Raw genomic sequence first — 17,312 nt, 5'->3', positions numbered from 1 at the left:
GTCCCGGATCGCGGTTCCGGCCCGCCGTCATCCTTTCACCGATCGCCCCCGGATCCACGCCCGGGCCGGTCCCGGCGCGCTGCCTGCTTCCGGCCGGAACCGTTATCCAGGATTCAGGTGGCGAGTTGCACACATAGTGGACAATTGCGCCATGAAGTGGTTCGGTCGCCGGCAGAAGGCCGGAACGATGCGCCGGGCGGACACCCCGGACCAGGCGCACCTGCGGGATTTCGCCCAGTCTCGCCAAGGCGTGGAGGGCTTCGTCGAGCCACGCACGGCGGTCACCGACTACACCCTGCTGCTGGTGGCGATCGACGGCGAATGGACTCGCCGCCGTGTCCCGTCGGTGAAGTGGGCCCACGACTTCGCCAACCGCCTCGGCATCCCGTCGTACGACGCCGCCGTGGTCGGTTACCCACCCCGCATGCGCGAGTACAACGCCCGCATGAAGAAGAACGGCCAGGCCTAAAGAATAGGTATCCGGCCGCGGGTGTCGGTGACTGTTTCGGTGTCGATGGTCGCGATGAGTACGTCAGGGGTCGCGGCGAGGCGGGCTCTTGGATGCCCGGTCGGGGTGATCAGGGCGCTGCGGCCGATGCCGAGTGGGTCGGTGCCGCGCGGGGCCGTGTAGGCCTGGTCGCAGGCGAGCAGCCAGGCCTGGGCGTCGGCGGCGCGGGCTCGGGTCAGGAGGTCCCACTGGTCCTCCTTGCCGGGGCCCGCACCCCACGACGCCGGTACGACGATCAGCTCCGCGCCGAGGCGGCCGAGGTCGGTGAACTGCGCGGCGAAGCGGAGGTCGTAGCAGGTGGCCAACCCGATCCGTACGCCGCCGAACCGGAACGTCGTCAGCTGATTGCCGGGGGCAACGACATCCGATTCTCGCGAGCCGAACGCGTCGTACAGGTGGATCTTCCGGTATGTTGCCTCGACGCCCGGCCCGGTCGCCAGCAGAGTGTTGTGTACGCGCCCGTCGTCCGCCGGTTCGAACAGACCCGCTACGACCACGACGCCGAGGTCCGCGGCGACCTTGCGCAGACCGGTGGCGAACGGGCCGTCGAGTGGTTCGGCGATCGCGCGCGGCTCGGTGCCGAAGCAGGCCATGGTGGCTTCGGGGAGGGCGACCAGTTCGGCGCCGGCGGCCGCGGCCCGGACGATGGTCTCGGTCGCGGTGATCAGGTTGGTGGCCGGATCGGGTCCGGCCAGGAGCTGTCCGGCGGCGACGCACAGGACTGTCATCTGGCTCTCCAAGGCTGTATACGTTGGGTATGCGATTGAGTGGGGACTCCGGCCGCGACCGCGCCTATCAGTACCTTCGCGGCACGGTGCTCAGTGATCCGGCCGTGTCGGGGACGTTCATCAACGAGCAGGCGGTCGCGACCGAGGTGGGGATTTCCCGGACCCCGGTCCGCGAGGCGCTGCTGATGCTCGCGGCCGAGGACCTGGTCCAGCTGGTTCCGCATCGGGGCGCGTTCGTCGCGCCGGTGCCCGGCCGGGAGATCGCGGAGATGATGCAGGCCCGCGGGGTGATCGAGACCTGGGCGGCGACCACCTCGCTGGCGGCCGGTCGCGCGCCGGTGGACGCGATGGCCGAGGTTCTCGGCCAGCAGCGGGCGATTGTTGACAAGTCGGACGCCAAGGACTTCATCGAGCTGGACAGCCAGTTCCACGCGCTGCTGGTCGAGGCGGCCGGCAACTCGGTGCTCGGCCGGTTGTACGAGAGCCTCCGCGCGCGGCACGTACTGCTCGGAGTGGTCGCACTGCAGCGCAGCTCGACCCGCCGGCAGGAGGTCCTGGACGAACACCAGGCGATCGTGGACGGACTGGCGGCGGGCAAGCCGGATACCGCCGAGAAGGCGATCCTCCGCCACCTCGACTCCACCGGCTCCCTCCTCATGCAGGGCTGACCAGCGCATCGCTCGGCTCATCCCGTACCGCGCGGCCGAGTCGCAGCCCGACCAGTGTCACCGCGCACGCCACCACGATGTACGCCGCGATCACATACCCAGTACCGGTCTTCGCCAAGAAGTAGGTGAAGGCCAACGGCGCGAGTGCACCACCGATCACACCCGCGAACGTGTACGCCAATGAGCTGCCGGTGTAGCGCAGTCGTGCCGTGAACTGCTCCGACACGAAGGCGGCCTGCGGTCCGTACATCAACGAGTGGAAGACCAAGCCGATCACGACTCCCGGCAACAGGGTGGCAAGTGACGAGGCTGTGGCGAAGAAGGTGATGCTCCAGATCGCGCCGCCGACAGCGCCGATCGCGTAGATCCGTCGCCGTCCGTACCGGTCGGAGAGCCACCCGGACCACGGAATCATGCCGACCTGCAGCGCCGATCCGACCAGTACGCAAGTGACAGCCTGACCGCGACTCATCCCCAGCTCTTTGGTCGCGTACGTCAGTACGAACACAGCGAACAACGCGTACAGCACGTCCGGTCCGACCCGGGCCAGGATCGCGGCGACCAACGGCCGCGTCTCGGTTCGCAGTACTTCGGACACCGGAGCCGTAGGCCGATCGCCCTTCGCCTCCAGTTCGAGGAACACCGGTGTCTCTTCCAGCTTGCTTCGGATCAACAGCCCGAACGCCACCAGTACTGCCGACAACAGGAACGCGATCCGCCATCCCCAGCTGAGGAACGCCTCCTCCGAGGTCAGTCCGGCCAGTACGGCGAGCACGCCGTTCGCGAGCAACGTACCGAGCGGCGGACCGACCTGTGCGGCGGATGCCCAGAACCCGCGCTGCCCTTCTTGACTGAACTCACTGCTCAGCAACACCGCGCCGCCCCACTCGCCACCGACACCAACGCCCTGAGCGAAGCGCAACAGCACCAGCATCGCCGGGGCGAACGCGCCGGCCTGGGCGTGCGTCGGCAGCAGTCCGATGCAGAAGGTGGCCACGCCGATCAGCAACAGCGTCGCGACCAGTACGCGTTTGCGGCCGATCACGTCGCCGAGCCGGCCGAAGAAGATGCCGCCGAGCGGCCGCGCGACGTACCCGACCGCGTACGTCGCGAACGCTTGGAGGGTGCCGGTGAGCGGCTCGCTGCCGGGGAAGAACAGGTCGCCGAAGACCAGTGCGGCGGCGGAGCTGTAGACGGCGAAGTCGTACCACTCAAGCGAGGTGCCGGACAGGCTGGCGGCGAACGCCTTGTAGAGCGCGCGGCGTTCCGGGGGAGAGCTGGACATCGGGTGGACCTCCTTGAGCGGTTGCTCCATACTCGTTGTATACGACGTGTTCACGCAAGACCGACAGCCGGAGGAATTCCATGAGCCTGCAGTTCACCCTGCCCGATGGCAGTGAGCGGACGGTCACGGTCCGCTACGCCCTGAACGCGGGGTACGCCGGGCGCGACACCCTGCAGGTCCAGCACCACGTGGACGAGCTGGCCGAGCTCGGAGTCCCGGCGCCCTCGCGAATCCCGACTCTGTACCCGCTGTCCGCGTCACTCGTCGGCCGGCCGGAGATGGTCCAGGTCCCGCACGCCAGGACGTCCGGCGAGGCGGAGTGGGCGCTGGTCGTCGGCGAGGACGACCTACTTCTCACCGTCGCCTGCGATCACACCGATCGTGCGCTCGAGGTGCACGGAGTCGCGTGGAGCAAGCAGTCCGCGCCGGACCTGCTTGGCGATGTCGCTTGGCCGCTCGGTGAGATCGAGCATGAGCTGGACCAGTTCACGCTGAAGGCCTGGGTTCGGCACGGTGACACCGAAACGCTGATCCAGGACGGCACGCTGGCACAGCTGTTGCCGCCGTCGTACTGGATCAAGGAGCTGGGCGACCGGTTGGTACCGGGAACCGTGCTGCTGAGCGGGACGATTCCGATGATCGCGGGCGTCGACCAGTTCGCCGACGGCTGGCGGGTCGAGCTCGCCGATCCGCGGAATGTCGTCAGTAGGATTGTCTACAACGTCGAGCAGCTCGCCCCGGCCTGGGACTGACCACGAGACGGGACCGACACAAGCCGGGACCGACCACGAGACGGGACTGACGATGAAGGCCGAACACGAATTCTTCGCCACCGGCGACCTCGACTGGGTCGATGCGGGTGGCGGTATCGCCGAGAAGGTCCTCAGCGCGGACGCCGGTGACGGCACGCTGACCCGCCTGGCCCGCTGGGCACCCGGTACGGCATCAGGCGCCGAGGTGATCACGCACGAGTACGTAGAAGAGGTGTACCTGCTCGAGGGCGAGCTCACCGATCTCACCCTCGAGCGGACGTTCCGCCCCGGCGACTATGCCTGCCGGCCGCCGGGGATGCCGCACGGTCCTTACCGGACGACCGTCGGCTGCACCATGCTGGAAACGCGTTACTCAGCTAGCTGAAGCGGCAAGCTCCACCAGCGTACGGACCGCGTACCCGGTGCCGCCGGTGGGGTTGTACCCCGCCGCGCCGCCGTCGTTGAAGGCCGGCCCGGCCACGTCCAGGTGCACCCAGTCGATGCCATCGGCAACGAAATCGCCGAGGAAGGCGGCCGCCGCGAGCGCGCCGCCCCACGGCTCGCCGGTGATGTTGGCCAGGTCGGCGACCTTCGAGTGGGACTTCAGCTTGTCCAGCATCTCGGCCGGGATCGGCAGCGGCCAGATCGCCTCGCCGGCCGTGATCGCGGCCTCCACGACCCGGTCCCGGGCGGTGTCGGTGTTCGCGAACGCGCCGGCCACCTTGGTGCCCAGGGCAACGACACAGGCACCGGTCAGGGTGGCCACGTCGACGATCAGGTCGGGCGCGTCCTCGGAGGCGCGGACCAGCGCGTCGCCGAGTACCAGCCGGCCCTCGGCGTCGGTGTTCAGCACCTCGACGGTCTTGCCGCCGTACATGGTCAGCACGTCGGACGGCCGGGCCGCCGAACCGGACGGCATGTTCTCGGCCATCGCGGCGTACGTCGTCACCTGCACCGGCAGCCCGAGCCGGGCGATGGCGATCGTCGCGCCGATCACCGCGGCCGCGCCGGCCATGTCGGACTTCATGCTGACCATGCCGTTCGACGTCTTCAGCGACAGGCCGCCGGAGTCGAAGGTGATGCCCTTCCCGACGAACGCCAGATGCGTCACCGGCTTGCGCGGCGTGTAGGTCAGCCGGACCAGCCGCGGCGGGTTGGCCGAGCCCTGGCCGACGCCGAGGATGCCGCCGTACCCGCCCTTGCCGAGCGCCTTCTCGTCGAGCACCTCGACCTTGACGCCGTACTCCTTGCCGAGCTTGACCGCGTCGGCCGCGAACTCGGCCGGGTGCAGGTCGGACGGCGGCGTGTTCACCCAGTCCCGGACCTGCGCGACCGCCTCGGCGGTCACCTGGGCGCGCTCGAGCGCGGCCTTGGCGTCCTTGTTCCGGGCCAGGTCGGTGAGCACGGTCAGCGCGCCCGGCTCGTCGGCGCTGTCGGCCGACTTGTACGCCGTGAACGCGTACCGCCCCATCAGGGCGCCTTCGGCCACGGCCCGGACGCACTCGGCGTCCGGCGCCGGCAGCGCGAACGCGACCGACTGGGTGAACTTGGCGGCGCGGACACCGGTCCCCGCGGCGGTCCGCAGGTCCTCGGTCTTCAGCTCGCCGTCCGGGGCGGCGCCGAGGCCGACGGCGATCAGCGTCGCCGACTTGCCCGGCTTGGTCAGCAGCGGCCCGGGCACCTTGGTCACCTCGCCGGTCTTGCCGGTGGCGCCGAGTCCGGACAGCACCTCCACCAGCTTCCCGCCGTATGCGGCGTTCAGCGACTCGGTGCCGGCCGGCAGAGCGACGCCGCCGCCGAGCTTGACCACGCCGATGACCACGGCGTCGGTCTTGACGCCGGCGGCATCGGACTTGCTCAGGGTGATGGTGGTCACGAAATCCTCAGTCCTCCTTGACCGGCGGGCAGCGGGCCGGTCGTCACGGTACGTGCAAGCTGCCTCCGCATGCTACGCGTCGGGTAGTTTCCCCTCCATGACCACGTCGCACGAGTTGAAGAAGTCCCCGTTGCACGAGCGCCACGTCGCGCTCGGCGCCAAGTTCGCCGAGTTCGGCGGCTGGGAGATGCCACTGGAGTACGCCGGCGTGGTGGCCGAGCACACCGCGGTCCGGACGTCGGTCGGCGTCTTCGACGTCAGTCACCTCGGCAAGGCGACCGTCAAGGGCCCGGGCGCGGCGGCGTACGTGAACGCTTGCCTGACCAACGACCTGGGCAAGATCGCGGCCGGCCAGGCGCAGTACACCCTGTGCTGCAACGAGCGCGGGGGAGTGGTCGACGACCTGATCGCGTACCTGCACGCCGACGACGACGTGTTCCTGATCCCGAACGCGGCGAACACGGCCGAGGTGGTGCGGCTGCTGCAGGCGGATGCGCCGGCAGGTGTCGAGGTGACGAACGTGCACGACGACTACGCGATCCTCGCGGTCCAGGGAACCCACAGCGACGAGGTGGTGGCGGCGATCGGGCTACCGATCGGACACGACTACATGTCGTTCGCCACGGCAGACTTCAACGGTACGCCGGTGGTGGTCTGCCGCACCGGTTACACCGGAGAGCGTGGGTACGAGCTGGTCGTACCGAACGCGGCCGCACTACCCGTCTTTGATGCGCTACTCGAAGCGGGTGCGCAGTACGGCATCGTCCCGGCTGGACTCGGTGCCCGCGACACGCTGCGTACCGAGATGGGCTACCCACTGCACGGCCAGGACATCTCGCCTGACATCACGCCTGTCCAGGCGCGGTCCGGCTGGGCCGTCGGCTGGAAGAAGGAGCACTTCTGGGGCGACGCGGCGCTCCGGGCCGAGAAGGAGCGTGGCCCGGCCCGCATCCTGCGTGGTTTGCGCGCCGCCGGCCGTGGCATCCCCAGGCCGCACATGTCGGTGCTGGACCAGGCCGGTACGGCGCTCGGTGAGGTCACGTCCGGCACCTTCTCGCCGACGCTGAAGAAGGGTGTCGCCCTGGCGCTGCTGGACGCGACGGTCAAGGAAGGCGACCAGGTCACCGTCGACATCCGCGGCCGGCAGGAGCTGTTCGACGTGGTGAAGCCTCCCTTCGTCACGGTGAACGTCCGGGAGGCCTGACCTCAGCCCCAGTCCCAGGCTCGCTTCATGGCCAGTCCTTCCGTCGGGGCGGGTTGATGCCCGAAGACTGACCCGGGGCTGTTACCGCGCGCTTACCATCCGCACCCGCGGCAGCCGTATGCTCAGCGCCATGGAGTTCCGCCTGCTCGGTCCGGTCCAGATCTGGTCGAAAGGCGAGCAACTCCCGTTACGCCGTCGCCAGGAGCGGCTCCTGCTGGCTGTACTACTGCTCGAACCAAGCAAGCCGGTGCCGGCCGAGCGTCTGATCGACCTGCTCTGGCCAGACGCTTTGCCGGCCAACCCGCGGCGCGCACTGCAGGTGTACATGTCCCGGCTGCGCGCTGTTCTGGACCCCGAAGTGACAAGCGGTACCGAGGGCTACGCGATCCACGCGGAGCCCGGACAGGTCGACGCTGAGCGGTTCAAGTCGCTGGTGGAGCAGGCGCGACGCCAGGAGGACTTGGACCGCCGCAGCAAGCTGCTGACGGAGGCACTGCAGCTGTGGCGCGGTCCAGCGCTGTCTGGCGTCACAGCCGAGGACGTACGGCGCCGGCTGTGCGGAAGCCTCGAAGAGTCACGCTGGGCGGCGGAAGAGCTGCGCCTGGCAACGGAGCTTGCCCTGGGCCACCACCAGGAACTACTACCCGACCTCGCGCAGCTCACTGCCCTCCAGCCCGAGCGCGAGACCTTTGCTGTTGCCCACATGCTCGCTCTGTACCGTTCTGGTCGGCAGGCGGACGCCCTGGCCGCGTACGGCGAACTGGTCCGCCATCTCGACGAAGAACTAGGTGTAGGACCAGGCACCGAGGCCCGAGAGCTCCAAGTGGCGATCCTCCGCCAGGACCCGGTCCTGGACCTCGCCACAGCAAGCGGCGTACCACGTGAGATCCCGGCGGACGTCGGCGTACTTCTCGGCCGTGACGAGCTATTAGCCGAAGCTGCTCAGGTATTGCTCGATTCCGGGCGACAGACAGGCGTACCAGCTGCGGTCTGCTTGTACGGCGCAGCTGGAACGGGTAAGTCAGCCGCTGCGGTTCGACTAGGTCATCAGCTCGCCAGCGAGTACCCAGATGGACAACTGTTCGTACGCCTCCAAGACGTCGCCGGTGATGCCGTACCGCCAGGGGTAGTACTGGGCCGACTGCTTCGCTCGCTCGGTCTGGACAGCGGCGAGATCCCGGATGAGGTGGATGCCCGGTCCGCCCTGCTACGAAGCCGCCTGGCCGACAGGGCCGTACTGATGGTGTTCGACGACGCCATCGATGCCGGACAGCTCCGGCCGTTGCTTCCGGCGAATGGCAGCTGCGCGGTGATCACCACGTCGCGTCGCCCGCTGCTCGGTCTGGAGGACGCGCTACACCGTGAGCTCGAGCCACTGCCGGATGGCACAAGTGCCGAGCTGCTCGGCCTGCTGTCCGGTCTCGGCGCCGAGCGGGTCAATGACCTGGTTCCACACTGCGCTGGTCTACCGCTGGCCCTGCGCATCGTCGGGGCGCGGCTGGCCGTCGTACGCGAAGACGTCGGTCACGTGGTGAAGACACTCGCGGACGAGTCGTTGCGCCTCGACTACCTGGTCGCAGGTGACCGGGCGGTTCGAGCCAGCCTTGATCTGACCCTCCGGGTGGCCGACTCACTCACTCGGGACCTGTTCGCTCGGCTGGCTCTGGTCGGCGCGGACGAGTTCGCCGCGTGGGTGGCCGCGCCGCTGCTCGACCTGGACGAGGACGCGGCAGCGGTTGTCTTCGAGAACCTCGTCGCGCTCGGACTCGTACAGCAACGCCGGATCAGTCCGCCTCGGTACGGTTTGCACGGCATGGTCCGCGCGCTGGCGGTCGAGCAGTACGCGGCCGCGGACGACGACGAGCTGCGCTACCTGGACACCGTCCTCCGGCTGGTGACGATCGCCGACGAACACGTCGATCACGCGGCGGTGATCATCGAGCTCGATCGCGGCGGCAGCTTCGCGCTACCGGCGACCGAAGCGCTGGCCGCCGCCGGGGCCGGCTGGCTGGACGTGGAAGGCCCGGTGGTCCGGGCCGCGGTCGAACGCGCGCTGCCGAAATGGCCGCGGCTCGGCGGCATGCTGGCGCTCAGGTTCGCCGGCTACCTCGCGGTACGCGACGACCGCGAAGTACGGCACTCCGTCCTCGACGCGGCCCGCGCTGCCGCCGCGACGGCCGGGGAGATCGAGCTCGAGGCCGACCTCAGCCGGTGCCTGTTCGGTGCTCTCGCGCAGGCCGGAGCAGCGGTGGAGGTGATGCGGCCGCTCACCGACCGAGCGGACGCGTTGGCCGAACAGACCGGAAACGTGCGGCTGCGGATGGCCACCCTCAGCCAGCAGGGCTGGCTGACCGCCCAGGTCGGCGACTTCGCCGGCATGAGTCGAGTGGGCGAGGCGATGCTCGCCGCGGTCGACGCGAACCCCGAGGCCGAGCCGGAACGAGCCCGGGCGCTGGATCAGGTCGGCGGCGGGTACTTTCTCTCCGGGCGGATCGACGAAGGCCGGCAGGCGCGCCGCGAGGCGGCTGCGCTGAGCCCGGCCGGGACGCGCCTGCACGCGATTCGCCTCGTCCTGCTGGCGGAGTCGCTGCTGGCCGGCGACGGCCTGGGCGCCGCGCACATCCCGGAACTGACCGCGGTGCTTGCCGAGGCCCGCGAGATCGTCGAGCGGATCGGCGACGAGCTCGGGAGCGCGCACGTCGACAACACCGAGGCGCAACTCCTGGTGCTGACCGGGGACCTGGCCGGAGCCGAGACCAGGCTCCGTCGCGCGGCCGGCATCCTGACCCGCCGGCCGGACACCAACGGCGAGAGCGCCAACGCGGCCGGCTGGGCCCGGCTGTACGTCGCCACGGGCCGGCCGGCGGACGCCCGGCGGGTCCTGGCCGAGGCCCTCGGCAAGCTTCCGCCGACCGGTGTCGCCAAGTACGAGCTGGCTATGCACAGTCAGGCCCTCGGCCTCGACTCCGCGTCCACGCATCGGACGAAAGACCCCTCGAACGGGTGAAGAACGGGTGAAGTGAGGCAGTTCACGGCACTGGCACCGCCGACGGCGGAATGTGTCTTTTCGTTACATTGCGTGAGAACTTGGCACAAAATGGCCACTGTCGGTGCTGTGCCGACGCGCATTGCGAAGAATTGACTGCCAAGAGTGACGAAATGGGGGAAATGTTCCGTTCCAGTACCCGTTCCGGTAACGATTTGTGCACTGCTGCCGAACACCGCTGGTTTGGTGTCACAGTCTCAGGCAGGCTAGCGCGCGGTTGTGGGGGAAGCGCCCTGTCAAGGGGATTTGGCGCCAGCCCACCAGAGAGCAAAGGCTCGGCACGCTGTCCACCGACGGGGTGCCGGATCCACGGACCGAAAACCGGCCGACTGAGCTGACGGAGTGCGAATGAGTATTGGGTCGCCCGACTCGACCGTAGGGGTCGAAGAACACCCGGCGTCGGCGGAGCCGGTACGGACGTCGGCGACGCCGCACGGCAAGTCCCCGAGCCGGATCGCCTTCGACCGCCTGCGCAAGGACAAGGTCGCGGTGGTCTGCGCGTCGATCGTGCTGTTCTTCATCCTGATCGCGATCCTGGCGCCGGTGCTGGCCAAGCTCGAGGGCCAGGACTACAGCAGCTTCAACACCGACCTGGTCGACGAGTACGGGTTCCCGACCATCAGCATCAACGCCCAGCACTGGTTCGGCGTCGAGCCGAAGACCGGCCGGGACAACTTCGCGCGCTGGGTCTACGGCGCCCGCCCGTCGCTGATCATCGCCTTCCTGGCCACCGTCGTCGGAACCGCGATCGGCGTCGTGATGGGCCTGCTGGCCGGCTTCCTCGGCGGCTGGGTCGACCGGGTGATCTCCTGGCTGATCGACTTCGTGCTGAGCCTGCCGTACCTGCTGTTCGCGATCGCGCTGGTGCCGATCGTCGAGTCGATGCGCGGCGGTTCGTTCAACCTGACCCCGGACGCGCAGGCGTCGATCCGGTTCCAGGTGCTGATCTTCGTGCTCTCGTTCTTCGGCTGGGCCGGCCTGGCCCGGATCATCCGCGGTGAGGTGCTGTCGCTGCGGGAGCGCGAGTTCGTGCTCGCCGCCAAGGCGATCGGCGTGCCGACCGGACAGGTCCTGTTCAAGGAACTGCTGCCCAACCTGGTGGCCCCGATCGTGATCTCCGCGTCCCTGGCGCTGCCGGCCTACGTCACCGCCGAGGCCGGGCTGTCCTTCCTCGGTGTCGGACTGGTCGAGCCGATCCCCTCGTGGGGTCAGACGATCTCGGTCGCCACCAACTATTTCAAGGCCGACCCGATCTACCTCTGGCTGCCGGTCATCGGGATCACCGCACTGGTGCTCGCGCTGGCCCTGCTCGGAGACGCGATCCGGGACGCCTTCGACCCCAAGACTCGCCGGTAGTTCGGCGATTGCCCCAGCGGCAGAAAAGGAGAAACCCGACCATGCAGTGGAAACGGATAACCGCGGTCGCGGCGACGGTGATGGTTGCCGCCGCGGCCTGTGGCAGCCCGTCCTCGAAGAACGGCAACAACAGTGGTGGCAACGGCGAACTGGGCAGCGCTCAGGTAAAGGCCACTGACCCCACTGCCAAGGGCCCTGCCGCCGAGGTGGACGGTGCGAAGAAGGGTGGCACCGTCACGGTGCTGTCCGACGTCACGCCGGACACGTTCGACCCGACGAACATCTACTACGTCGACGGTAACCAGATCGGCAAGCTGTTCTACCGGGCGCTGACGCAGTACCGCCTGGACGGCCCGGACCACAAGCCGGTGCTGGTTCCGGACCTCGCCGAGGACCTGGGTACGAAGTCCGCCGACGGTCTGACCTGGACGTTCAAGCTCAAGCAGGGCATCAAGTACATGGACGGCACGCCGGTGAAGGCGGCCGACTTCGCGTACTCGATCAAGCGCTCCTTCGCGCACGACCTGTACGACGCCGGACCGACGTACCAGCAGCAGTTCTTCCTGGACGGCGACAAGTACAAGGGCCCGTACGGCCCGGGTGGCGCCAACTACCGCGGTGTCGAGACGCCGGACGACCACACCCTGGTCATCAAGCTGGCGAAGAAGTTCGACGACCTGCCGTTCTACGGTGCGTTCCCGATGTTCACGCCGATCCCGCAGGCGAAGGACACCCAGAAGAACTACGAGCAGAAGCCGATGGCGACCGGCCCGTACCAGGTCGCGTCGTACAACCCCGGCAACGAGCTCAAGCTGACGAAGAACCCGAACTGGGACCCGAACACCGACCCGGTGCGGCACCAGTACGTCGACGGCTGGGACTTCAAGTTCGCCCAGGACACCATCAAGGTGCAGCGCCAGGTGCTGGCCAGCGCCGGCCCGGACGCCAACGCGCTGAACTACAGCAACCTGGACGTCTCGCTGCTGCCCGAGGTCAAGGACCAGTCGCAGCTCGTGACCGGCCCCGGCCCGTGCAACCAGATGTACACGATGGACAGCCGGAAGATCCCCCTCGAGGTCCGCAAGCTGATCGCCAAGTCGTACCCGTACGACTCGTGGCGCAAGGTCGCCGGTCTGAACCCGAAGGACAGCCCGCCGGCTTCCACCATCCTGCCGCCGGCCGTCCCGGGCTTCGAGAAGTACGAGCTGCCGGGCCTGAACGGTACCGGTAAGGGCGCCGAGGACCCGGCCGTCGCGCAGCAGGTCAAGGACGAGCTCGCCAAGCTGGGCAAGTCCGGCTTCCAGCTCTCCTGGTACTTCTCGATCGACGACAAGATCGCGTCCCAGGTCAGCCAGCTGCGTCAGCAGGCGTACGAGAAGGCCGGCTTCACGGTCAAGGCGATCGGTGTCCCGAAGGCCAAGCTGCGTACCTTCGTCGGCAACCAGGACGCTCCGGTCAACATCGGCAAGACGCCGGCCGGCTGGTGCTCCGACTGGCCGTCCGGTACCAGCTGGTTCCCGGTGCTGTTCAAGTCGGACGCGATCGCGCTCGGCAACAGCGTCGGTCAGCTGCAGGACAAGGCGCTGGACGCGAAGATCGACGCGGTCGTCGCCAAGTCGCCGGAAGAGCAGCTGAAGGAATGGTCGAAGATCGACAAGGACATCCTGGAGAACTACCTTCCGGTCCTGCCGCTCTACTACGCCGGCACCAACTCGCCGGTCGGTAAGAACATCGGGCACGCGATCAACGACCCGACACAGGGTATGCCCGAGTTCACCTCGATCTACCTGAAGCAGCCCTGACCGGGCTCGTCCTGAAGCAGTAATCACCCCGTGAATCGGTGGAGTGGTGCCCGGATCATCTCCGGGCACCACTCCGATCGGTGAGGAGACAGTTCCGTGCTCTACTTCGTGGCGCGTCGCCTGGTCAGCGCGCTCAGCGTCGTGCTGGCGACACTCATCGCGACCTTCGCGCTGTTCTTCATCGCGCCGACGGACCCGGCCGGCGCGATCTGCGGTGACCGCAACTGCACCCAGCAGCGGTACAACGAGATCAAGCGGAACCTGAACCTCGACAAGCCGAAGGTTCAGCAGTTCGCGGACTACGCGGGCGGCATCTTCACCGGCCGGGACTTCACCACGTCCGGTGTGACGCAGCACTGTGACGCGCCCTGCCTGGGCTTCTCGTTCAAGAACAACCGCCCGGTCACCGACATGATCTCGACCAGATTCCCGGTCACCGTGTCACTGGTGCTCGGGTACGCGGTGCTGGTCCTGACGATAGGCGTGTTCGTCGGGTCGATGGCAGCCAAACGAAGAGGCACGCTCGGCGACCGCGGCCTGATGACCAGCACGCTGGTGATCAGCTCGGTGCCGTACTACATCGTCGCGCTGATGGTCGCGCTGTACCTCACCATCCAGTACCCGATCCTGCCCCGCGGTTCCTGGACGTCACCCCTCGACAGTCCAGGGAAATGGATAGCCGGCCTGATAACACCCTGGCTGGTGCTGGGCATCTACAACTGCACGTCGTACGCACGGTATTCGCGCGGGTCGATGGTCGAGACCCTGAGCGAGGACTTCATCCGGACCGCGCGGGCCAAGGGCCTGTCCGACCGGGTGGTCACCTACAAGCACGCGCTCCGGTCCGGGTTGATCCCGGTCGTGACGATCTTCGGTCTGGACGTCGCCGGCAGTCTCGGCGGCGCGATCTTCACCGAGCGGATCTTCGACCTCCCCGGCCTCGGGCAGCTGGTGCTGGACAGCTTGAACAACTACGACCTGCCCGTGATCATGGGCACCGTACTGGTCGCTTCGGTGATCATCGTGGTGATGAACTTCCTGGTGGACATCGGCTACAGCCTGATCGACCCGCGAGTGAGGCTGTCGTGACCAATCCCGCCCCAGAAGACCGGAAGGACTCCATGGCCGAGAGCGCAGGAGCGCCGGCGGCCGCCGCGACCGGCAAGCACGGTCCGTCGGTCGCCACCCGGGAACGCCGCCAGGGCGCCCTCAACCCCAGCGGCGAGACGCCGTACCTGGTGGTCGAGGATCTGGCCGTCCGGTTCCCGACCGCCGACGGCGAGGTCAGCGCGGTGAACGGGCTGAGCTATTCGGTGCCGCTCGGGCGGACGCTGGCGATCGTCGGCGAGTCCGGCTCCGGCAAGTCGGTGTCGAGCATGGCCGTGATGGGCCTGCACGACCGCAAGCGGACCAAGATCACCGGCTCGATCCGGCTCGGCGGCGACGAGATCGTCGGCCTGTCCGAGAGCGACCTGATGAAGATCCGCGGCGAGGCCGTTTCGATGGTCTTCCAGGACCCGCAGTCGTCGCTGCACCCGCTGTACACGATCGGCAACCAGCTGGTCGAGGCGTACCGGGTGCATCACAAGGTCTCCAAGGACGTCGCCAAGAAGCGCGCGCTGGAGATGCTCGACCTGGTCGGCATCCCGAACCCGCCGCGCCGGTTCGCCCAGTACCCGCACGAGTTCTCCGGCGGTATGCGGCAGCGCGCGATGATCGCGATGAGCCTGATCAACGACCCGAAGCTGGTGATCGCCGACGAGCCGACCACCGCGCTCGACGTCACCGTCCAGGCCCAGATCCTGGACCTGCTGAACAACCTGCAGAAGGAGTTCGGCTCCGCGATCGTCCTGATCACGCACGACCTCGGCGTGGTCGCCGAGATGGCCGACGACGTACTGGTGATGTACGCCGGCCGCTGCGTCGAGTACGGCACCGCCGAGGACGTACTGGCGAACCCGCGGATGCCCTACACCTGGGGCCTGCTCGAGTCGATCCCGACCGTGTCCGCGGCGAACGAGCGGCTGCGCCCGATCAAGGGCCTGCCGCCGAGCCTGCTGAACCTGCCCGGCGGCTGCTCGTTCAACCCGCGCTGCCCGTACGTGGACCGGGTCAAGGGGGAGCGCTGCACCACCGAGCTGCCCGACCTGCTGCCGGTCGACGGCGCCGGCACGCACACGTCCCGCTGTCACCTGCACGACAAGGCCTCGGTGTACGAGGCCGAGGTCGCGCCGAGACTGGGCTGACGAGGGGACTGAGGAGAGACATGAGCGAGACCCCAACCGACGCGACCCGACCGGTCGACGTGGTGGCCCCCAAAGGCGAGACGCTGCTTCAGGTCCGGGACCTGAAGATGCACTTCCCGATCAAGGAGGCGGCCGGCCTGGGCCGGACCAAGAAGGTCGTCCAGGCCGTCGACGGCGTCGACTTCGACCTGAAGGCCGGCGCCAGCCTCGGCCTGGTCGGCGAGTCCGGCTGCGGCAAGTCGACCACTGGCCGGATGATCACCCGGCTGCTGACGCCGACCAGCGGCAAGATCATGTTCAAGGGCACCGACATCGCGCAGCTGAAGGAGCGGGACCTGCGCCCGTTCCGCCGGCAGTTGCAGATCGTCTTCCAGGACCCGTACAGCTCGCTGAACCCGCGGCAGACGGTCAGCAACATCATCAGTACGCCGCTGCGGGTGCACAACCTGGTCAAGAAGGGCAAGGAGCTCGAGCGGGTCCAGGAGCTGCTGGAGCGGGTCGGTCTGAACCCGGAGCACCACAACCGGTACCCGAACGAGTTCTCCGGCGGTCAGCGGCAGCGGATCGGGATCGCCCGAGCGCTCGCGGTCGAGCCCGAGGTGATCATCGCCGACGAGCCGGTGTCCGCGCTGGACGTGTCCATCCAGGCCCAGGTGATGAACCTGCTGGAGGACCTGCGCCGCGACCTCGGTATCGCGTTCGTGTTCATCGCGCACGACCTGGGCGTGGTCCGGCACTTCTGTGACGAGGTCGCGGTGATGTACCTCGGCAAGATCGTCGAGCAGGGCAGCCGGGACCAGATCTACAACGAGCCGCAGCACCCGTACACGCAGGCGCTGCTGTCCGCCGCTCCGGACCTGGGCACCATTCGTGGGGTGCCGCCGAAGGAGCGGATCCGGCTGGTCGGCGACGTACCCTCGCCGATCGACCCGCCGAGCGGCTGCCGGTTCCGGACCCGCTGCTGGAAGGCGGAGGACATCTGCAGCACGCAGGAGCCGCTGCTGGAGATCAAGCCGCAGTCCACGCCCGGCCACACCGCCGCCTGCCACTTCGCGGAGCCGAAGGTCGACCTGACCGCCGCCACCGCCTGAAAGCCGAGCAAGCCCCCGTCAATGGCGACGGGGGCTTTCTCGTGTCCGGCTGTGATGCGGTGGGTCAGCTGAGCTCTGGTCCGGTGCTTCGGCTCACTTGGAGGTCCACAGGTAGCCGAGGATGCCGTCCACCCGCCAGCCGGCCCGCGCGGCCGCCGACGCGTCCGCGGTCCGCAGTACCCGCCAGCCGACACCGTTCTTCGAGACCCGGTACACCTTCACCCGGCCGGCGGCGTTGGCGAGGGGGATCCGCCCGATGACACCCTCGTACACCCACGAGCCGGAGGCGGCGAGCTTGTTCCGCTCCGCGGTCGAAACCGTCAGCAGGTACGACGACCCGGACTTCATCCGCAGCCGGAACAGCGGAACCGTGCCGCGAGCGGCGACTGTCGAGACGTACCCCGGAACCTGACCGCTGAACTTGAACGCGAGCTTCTTCGCGCGCAGGAACTCCGCCTGGTTACTCGTGTAGAAGTAGCCCTTGGCGCCGGCCGTGCGCATCTCGATCAGCTGGGCCCGGGTCGAGGCCGTGGCCTTGGTGGTACTGGCTTCCGCCGCGCCGGCGCTGTTGGCGACCGCCACGCCGCCGGCTACCAGTGCCGCGGTGGTGACGACCGCGCCGGCCCCGATGGCGCGGGTCCGGCGAGTTCCCGGAATCTTCCAATTCATCGTTTGTCAAGCCTTTCGATCCTGGTTGAAATAGGTGCTAAAGGCAACTAGCCCATTCAGGACGGTAGTACTGACAGGGGT

General features: G+C 68.2%; 15 protein-coding genes. 11 read left to right on the top strand and 4 right to left on the bottom strand.

Features of this window, described 5'->3' with window-relative positions; all coding sequences use genetic code 11:
• Positions 1-151 precede the first annotated feature (151 nt).
• Positions 152-469: a hypothetical protein gene (locus tag HDA44_RS12925; RefSeq protein WP_184834133.1), complete on the top strand. Its 318-nt coding sequence runs from the start codon at positions 152-154 to the stop codon at positions 467-469.
• Here the strand turns inward: HDA44_RS12925 and HDA44_RS12920 are convergent.
• Positions 466-1,236 carry a carbon-nitrogen hydrolase family protein gene (locus HDA44_RS12920; protein ID WP_184834131.1) on the bottom strand — a complete coding sequence of 257 codons (771 nt, stop codon included), beginning with the start codon at positions 1,234-1,236 and terminating at the stop codon, positions 466-468. The genes HDA44_RS12925 and HDA44_RS12920 overlap by 4 nt on opposite strands.
• A gap of 29 nt (positions 1,237-1,265) precedes the next feature.
• Between HDA44_RS12920 and HDA44_RS12915 the strand changes: the two genes are divergently transcribed.
• On the top strand, positions 1,266-1,904 hold the full coding sequence (locus tag HDA44_RS12915) for a GntR family transcriptional regulator (protein WP_184834129.1): 639 nt from the start codon (positions 1,266-1,268) through the stop codon (positions 1,902-1,904).
• Here the strand turns inward: HDA44_RS12915 and HDA44_RS12910 are convergent.
• Positions 1,891-3,189 carry an MFS transporter gene (locus HDA44_RS12910; RefSeq protein WP_184834127.1) on the bottom strand — a complete coding sequence of 433 codons (1,299 nt, stop codon included), beginning with the start codon at positions 3,187-3,189 and terminating at the stop codon, positions 1,891-1,893. The genes HDA44_RS12915 and HDA44_RS12910 overlap by 14 nt on opposite strands.
• Positions 3,190-3,269: 80 nt before the next feature.
• On the opposite strand from HDA44_RS12910, the gene HDA44_RS12905 reads away from it, so the two are divergent.
• Together HDA44_RS12905 and HDA44_RS12900 are read left to right on the top strand one after the other, a co-directional pair.
• Positions 3,270-3,941, top strand: coding sequence for a DUF2848 domain-containing protein (locus tag HDA44_RS12905; protein ID WP_184834125.1), 672 nt, complete (start codon positions 3,270-3,272; stop codon positions 3,939-3,941).
• Between the two features lie 52 nt (positions 3,942-3,993).
• The gene (locus HDA44_RS12900) at positions 3,994-4,326 is read left to right on the top strand and encodes a cupin domain-containing protein (RefSeq protein ID WP_184834123.1); all 333 of its coding nucleotides are present in this window, start codon (positions 3,994-3,996) and stop codon (positions 4,324-4,326) included.
• Here HDA44_RS12900 and HDA44_RS12895 read toward each other — a convergent pair.
• Positions 4,315-5,817, bottom strand: coding sequence for a leucyl aminopeptidase (locus HDA44_RS12895; protein ID WP_184834121.1), 1,503 nt, complete (start codon positions 5,815-5,817; stop codon positions 4,315-4,317). The genes HDA44_RS12900 and HDA44_RS12895 overlap by 12 nt on opposite strands.
• Positions 5,818-5,914: 97 nt before the next feature.
• On the opposite strand from HDA44_RS12895, the gene gcvT reads away from it, so the two are divergent.
• From gcvT to HDA44_RS12860, 7 genes are all read left to right on the top strand, one after another.
• A complete protein-coding gene (gcvT, locus tag HDA44_RS12890; protein WP_184834119.1) occupies positions 5,915-7,021 on the top strand; it encodes a glycine cleavage system aminomethyltransferase GcvT in 1,107 nt (368 codons plus the stop codon).
• 130 nt (positions 7,022-7,151) lie between these two features.
• Positions 7,152-10,028 carry an AfsR/SARP family transcriptional regulator gene (locus tag HDA44_RS12885; RefSeq protein ID WP_184834117.1) on the top strand — a complete coding sequence of 959 codons (2,877 nt, stop codon included), beginning with the start codon at positions 7,152-7,154 and terminating at the stop codon, positions 10,026-10,028.
• 387 nt (positions 10,029-10,415) lie between these two features.
• The gene (locus HDA44_RS12880) at positions 10,416-11,423 is read left to right on the top strand and encodes an ABC transporter permease (RefSeq protein ID WP_184834115.1); all 1,008 of its coding nucleotides are present in this window, start codon (positions 10,416-10,418) and stop codon (positions 11,421-11,423) included.
• A gap of 41 nt (positions 11,424-11,464) precedes the next feature.
• On the top strand, positions 11,465-13,225 hold the full coding sequence (locus HDA44_RS12875; protein ID WP_184834113.1) for an ABC transporter substrate-binding protein: 1,761 nt from the start codon (positions 11,465-11,467) through the stop codon (positions 13,223-13,225).
• A 96-nt stretch (positions 13,226-13,321) separates the two neighbouring features.
• A complete protein-coding gene (locus tag HDA44_RS12870; protein WP_184834111.1) occupies positions 13,322-14,314 on the top strand; it encodes an ABC transporter permease in 993 nt (330 codons plus the stop codon).
• Between the two features lie 32 nt (positions 14,315-14,346).
• Positions 14,347-15,471 carry an ABC transporter ATP-binding protein gene (locus tag HDA44_RS12865; protein ID WP_238352435.1) on the top strand — a complete coding sequence of 375 codons (1,125 nt, stop codon included), beginning with the start codon at positions 14,347-14,349 and terminating at the stop codon, positions 15,469-15,471.
• Positions 15,472-15,491: 20 nt separating this feature from the next.
• Positions 15,492-16,562: an ABC transporter ATP-binding protein gene (locus HDA44_RS12860; RefSeq protein WP_184834107.1), complete on the top strand. Its 1,071-nt coding sequence runs from the start codon at positions 15,492-15,494 to the stop codon at positions 16,560-16,562.
• A gap of 93 nt (positions 16,563-16,655) precedes the next feature.
• Here the strand turns inward: HDA44_RS12860 and HDA44_RS12855 are convergent, their stop codons facing one another.
• Positions 16,656-17,231, bottom strand: coding sequence for a hypothetical protein (locus HDA44_RS12855; RefSeq protein WP_184834105.1), 576 nt, complete (start codon positions 17,229-17,231; stop codon positions 16,656-16,658).
• Between the last annotated feature and the right edge of the window lie 81 nt (positions 17,232-17,312).

This window comes from Kribbella solani (assembly GCF_014205295.1).
Classification (GTDB): Bacteria; Actinomycetota; Actinomycetes; order Propionibacteriales; family Kribbellaceae; genus Kribbella; species Kribbella solani.
Note: the sequence above shows the minus strand (reverse complement) of the source record. Positions and strands in the feature narration are given on the sequence as shown.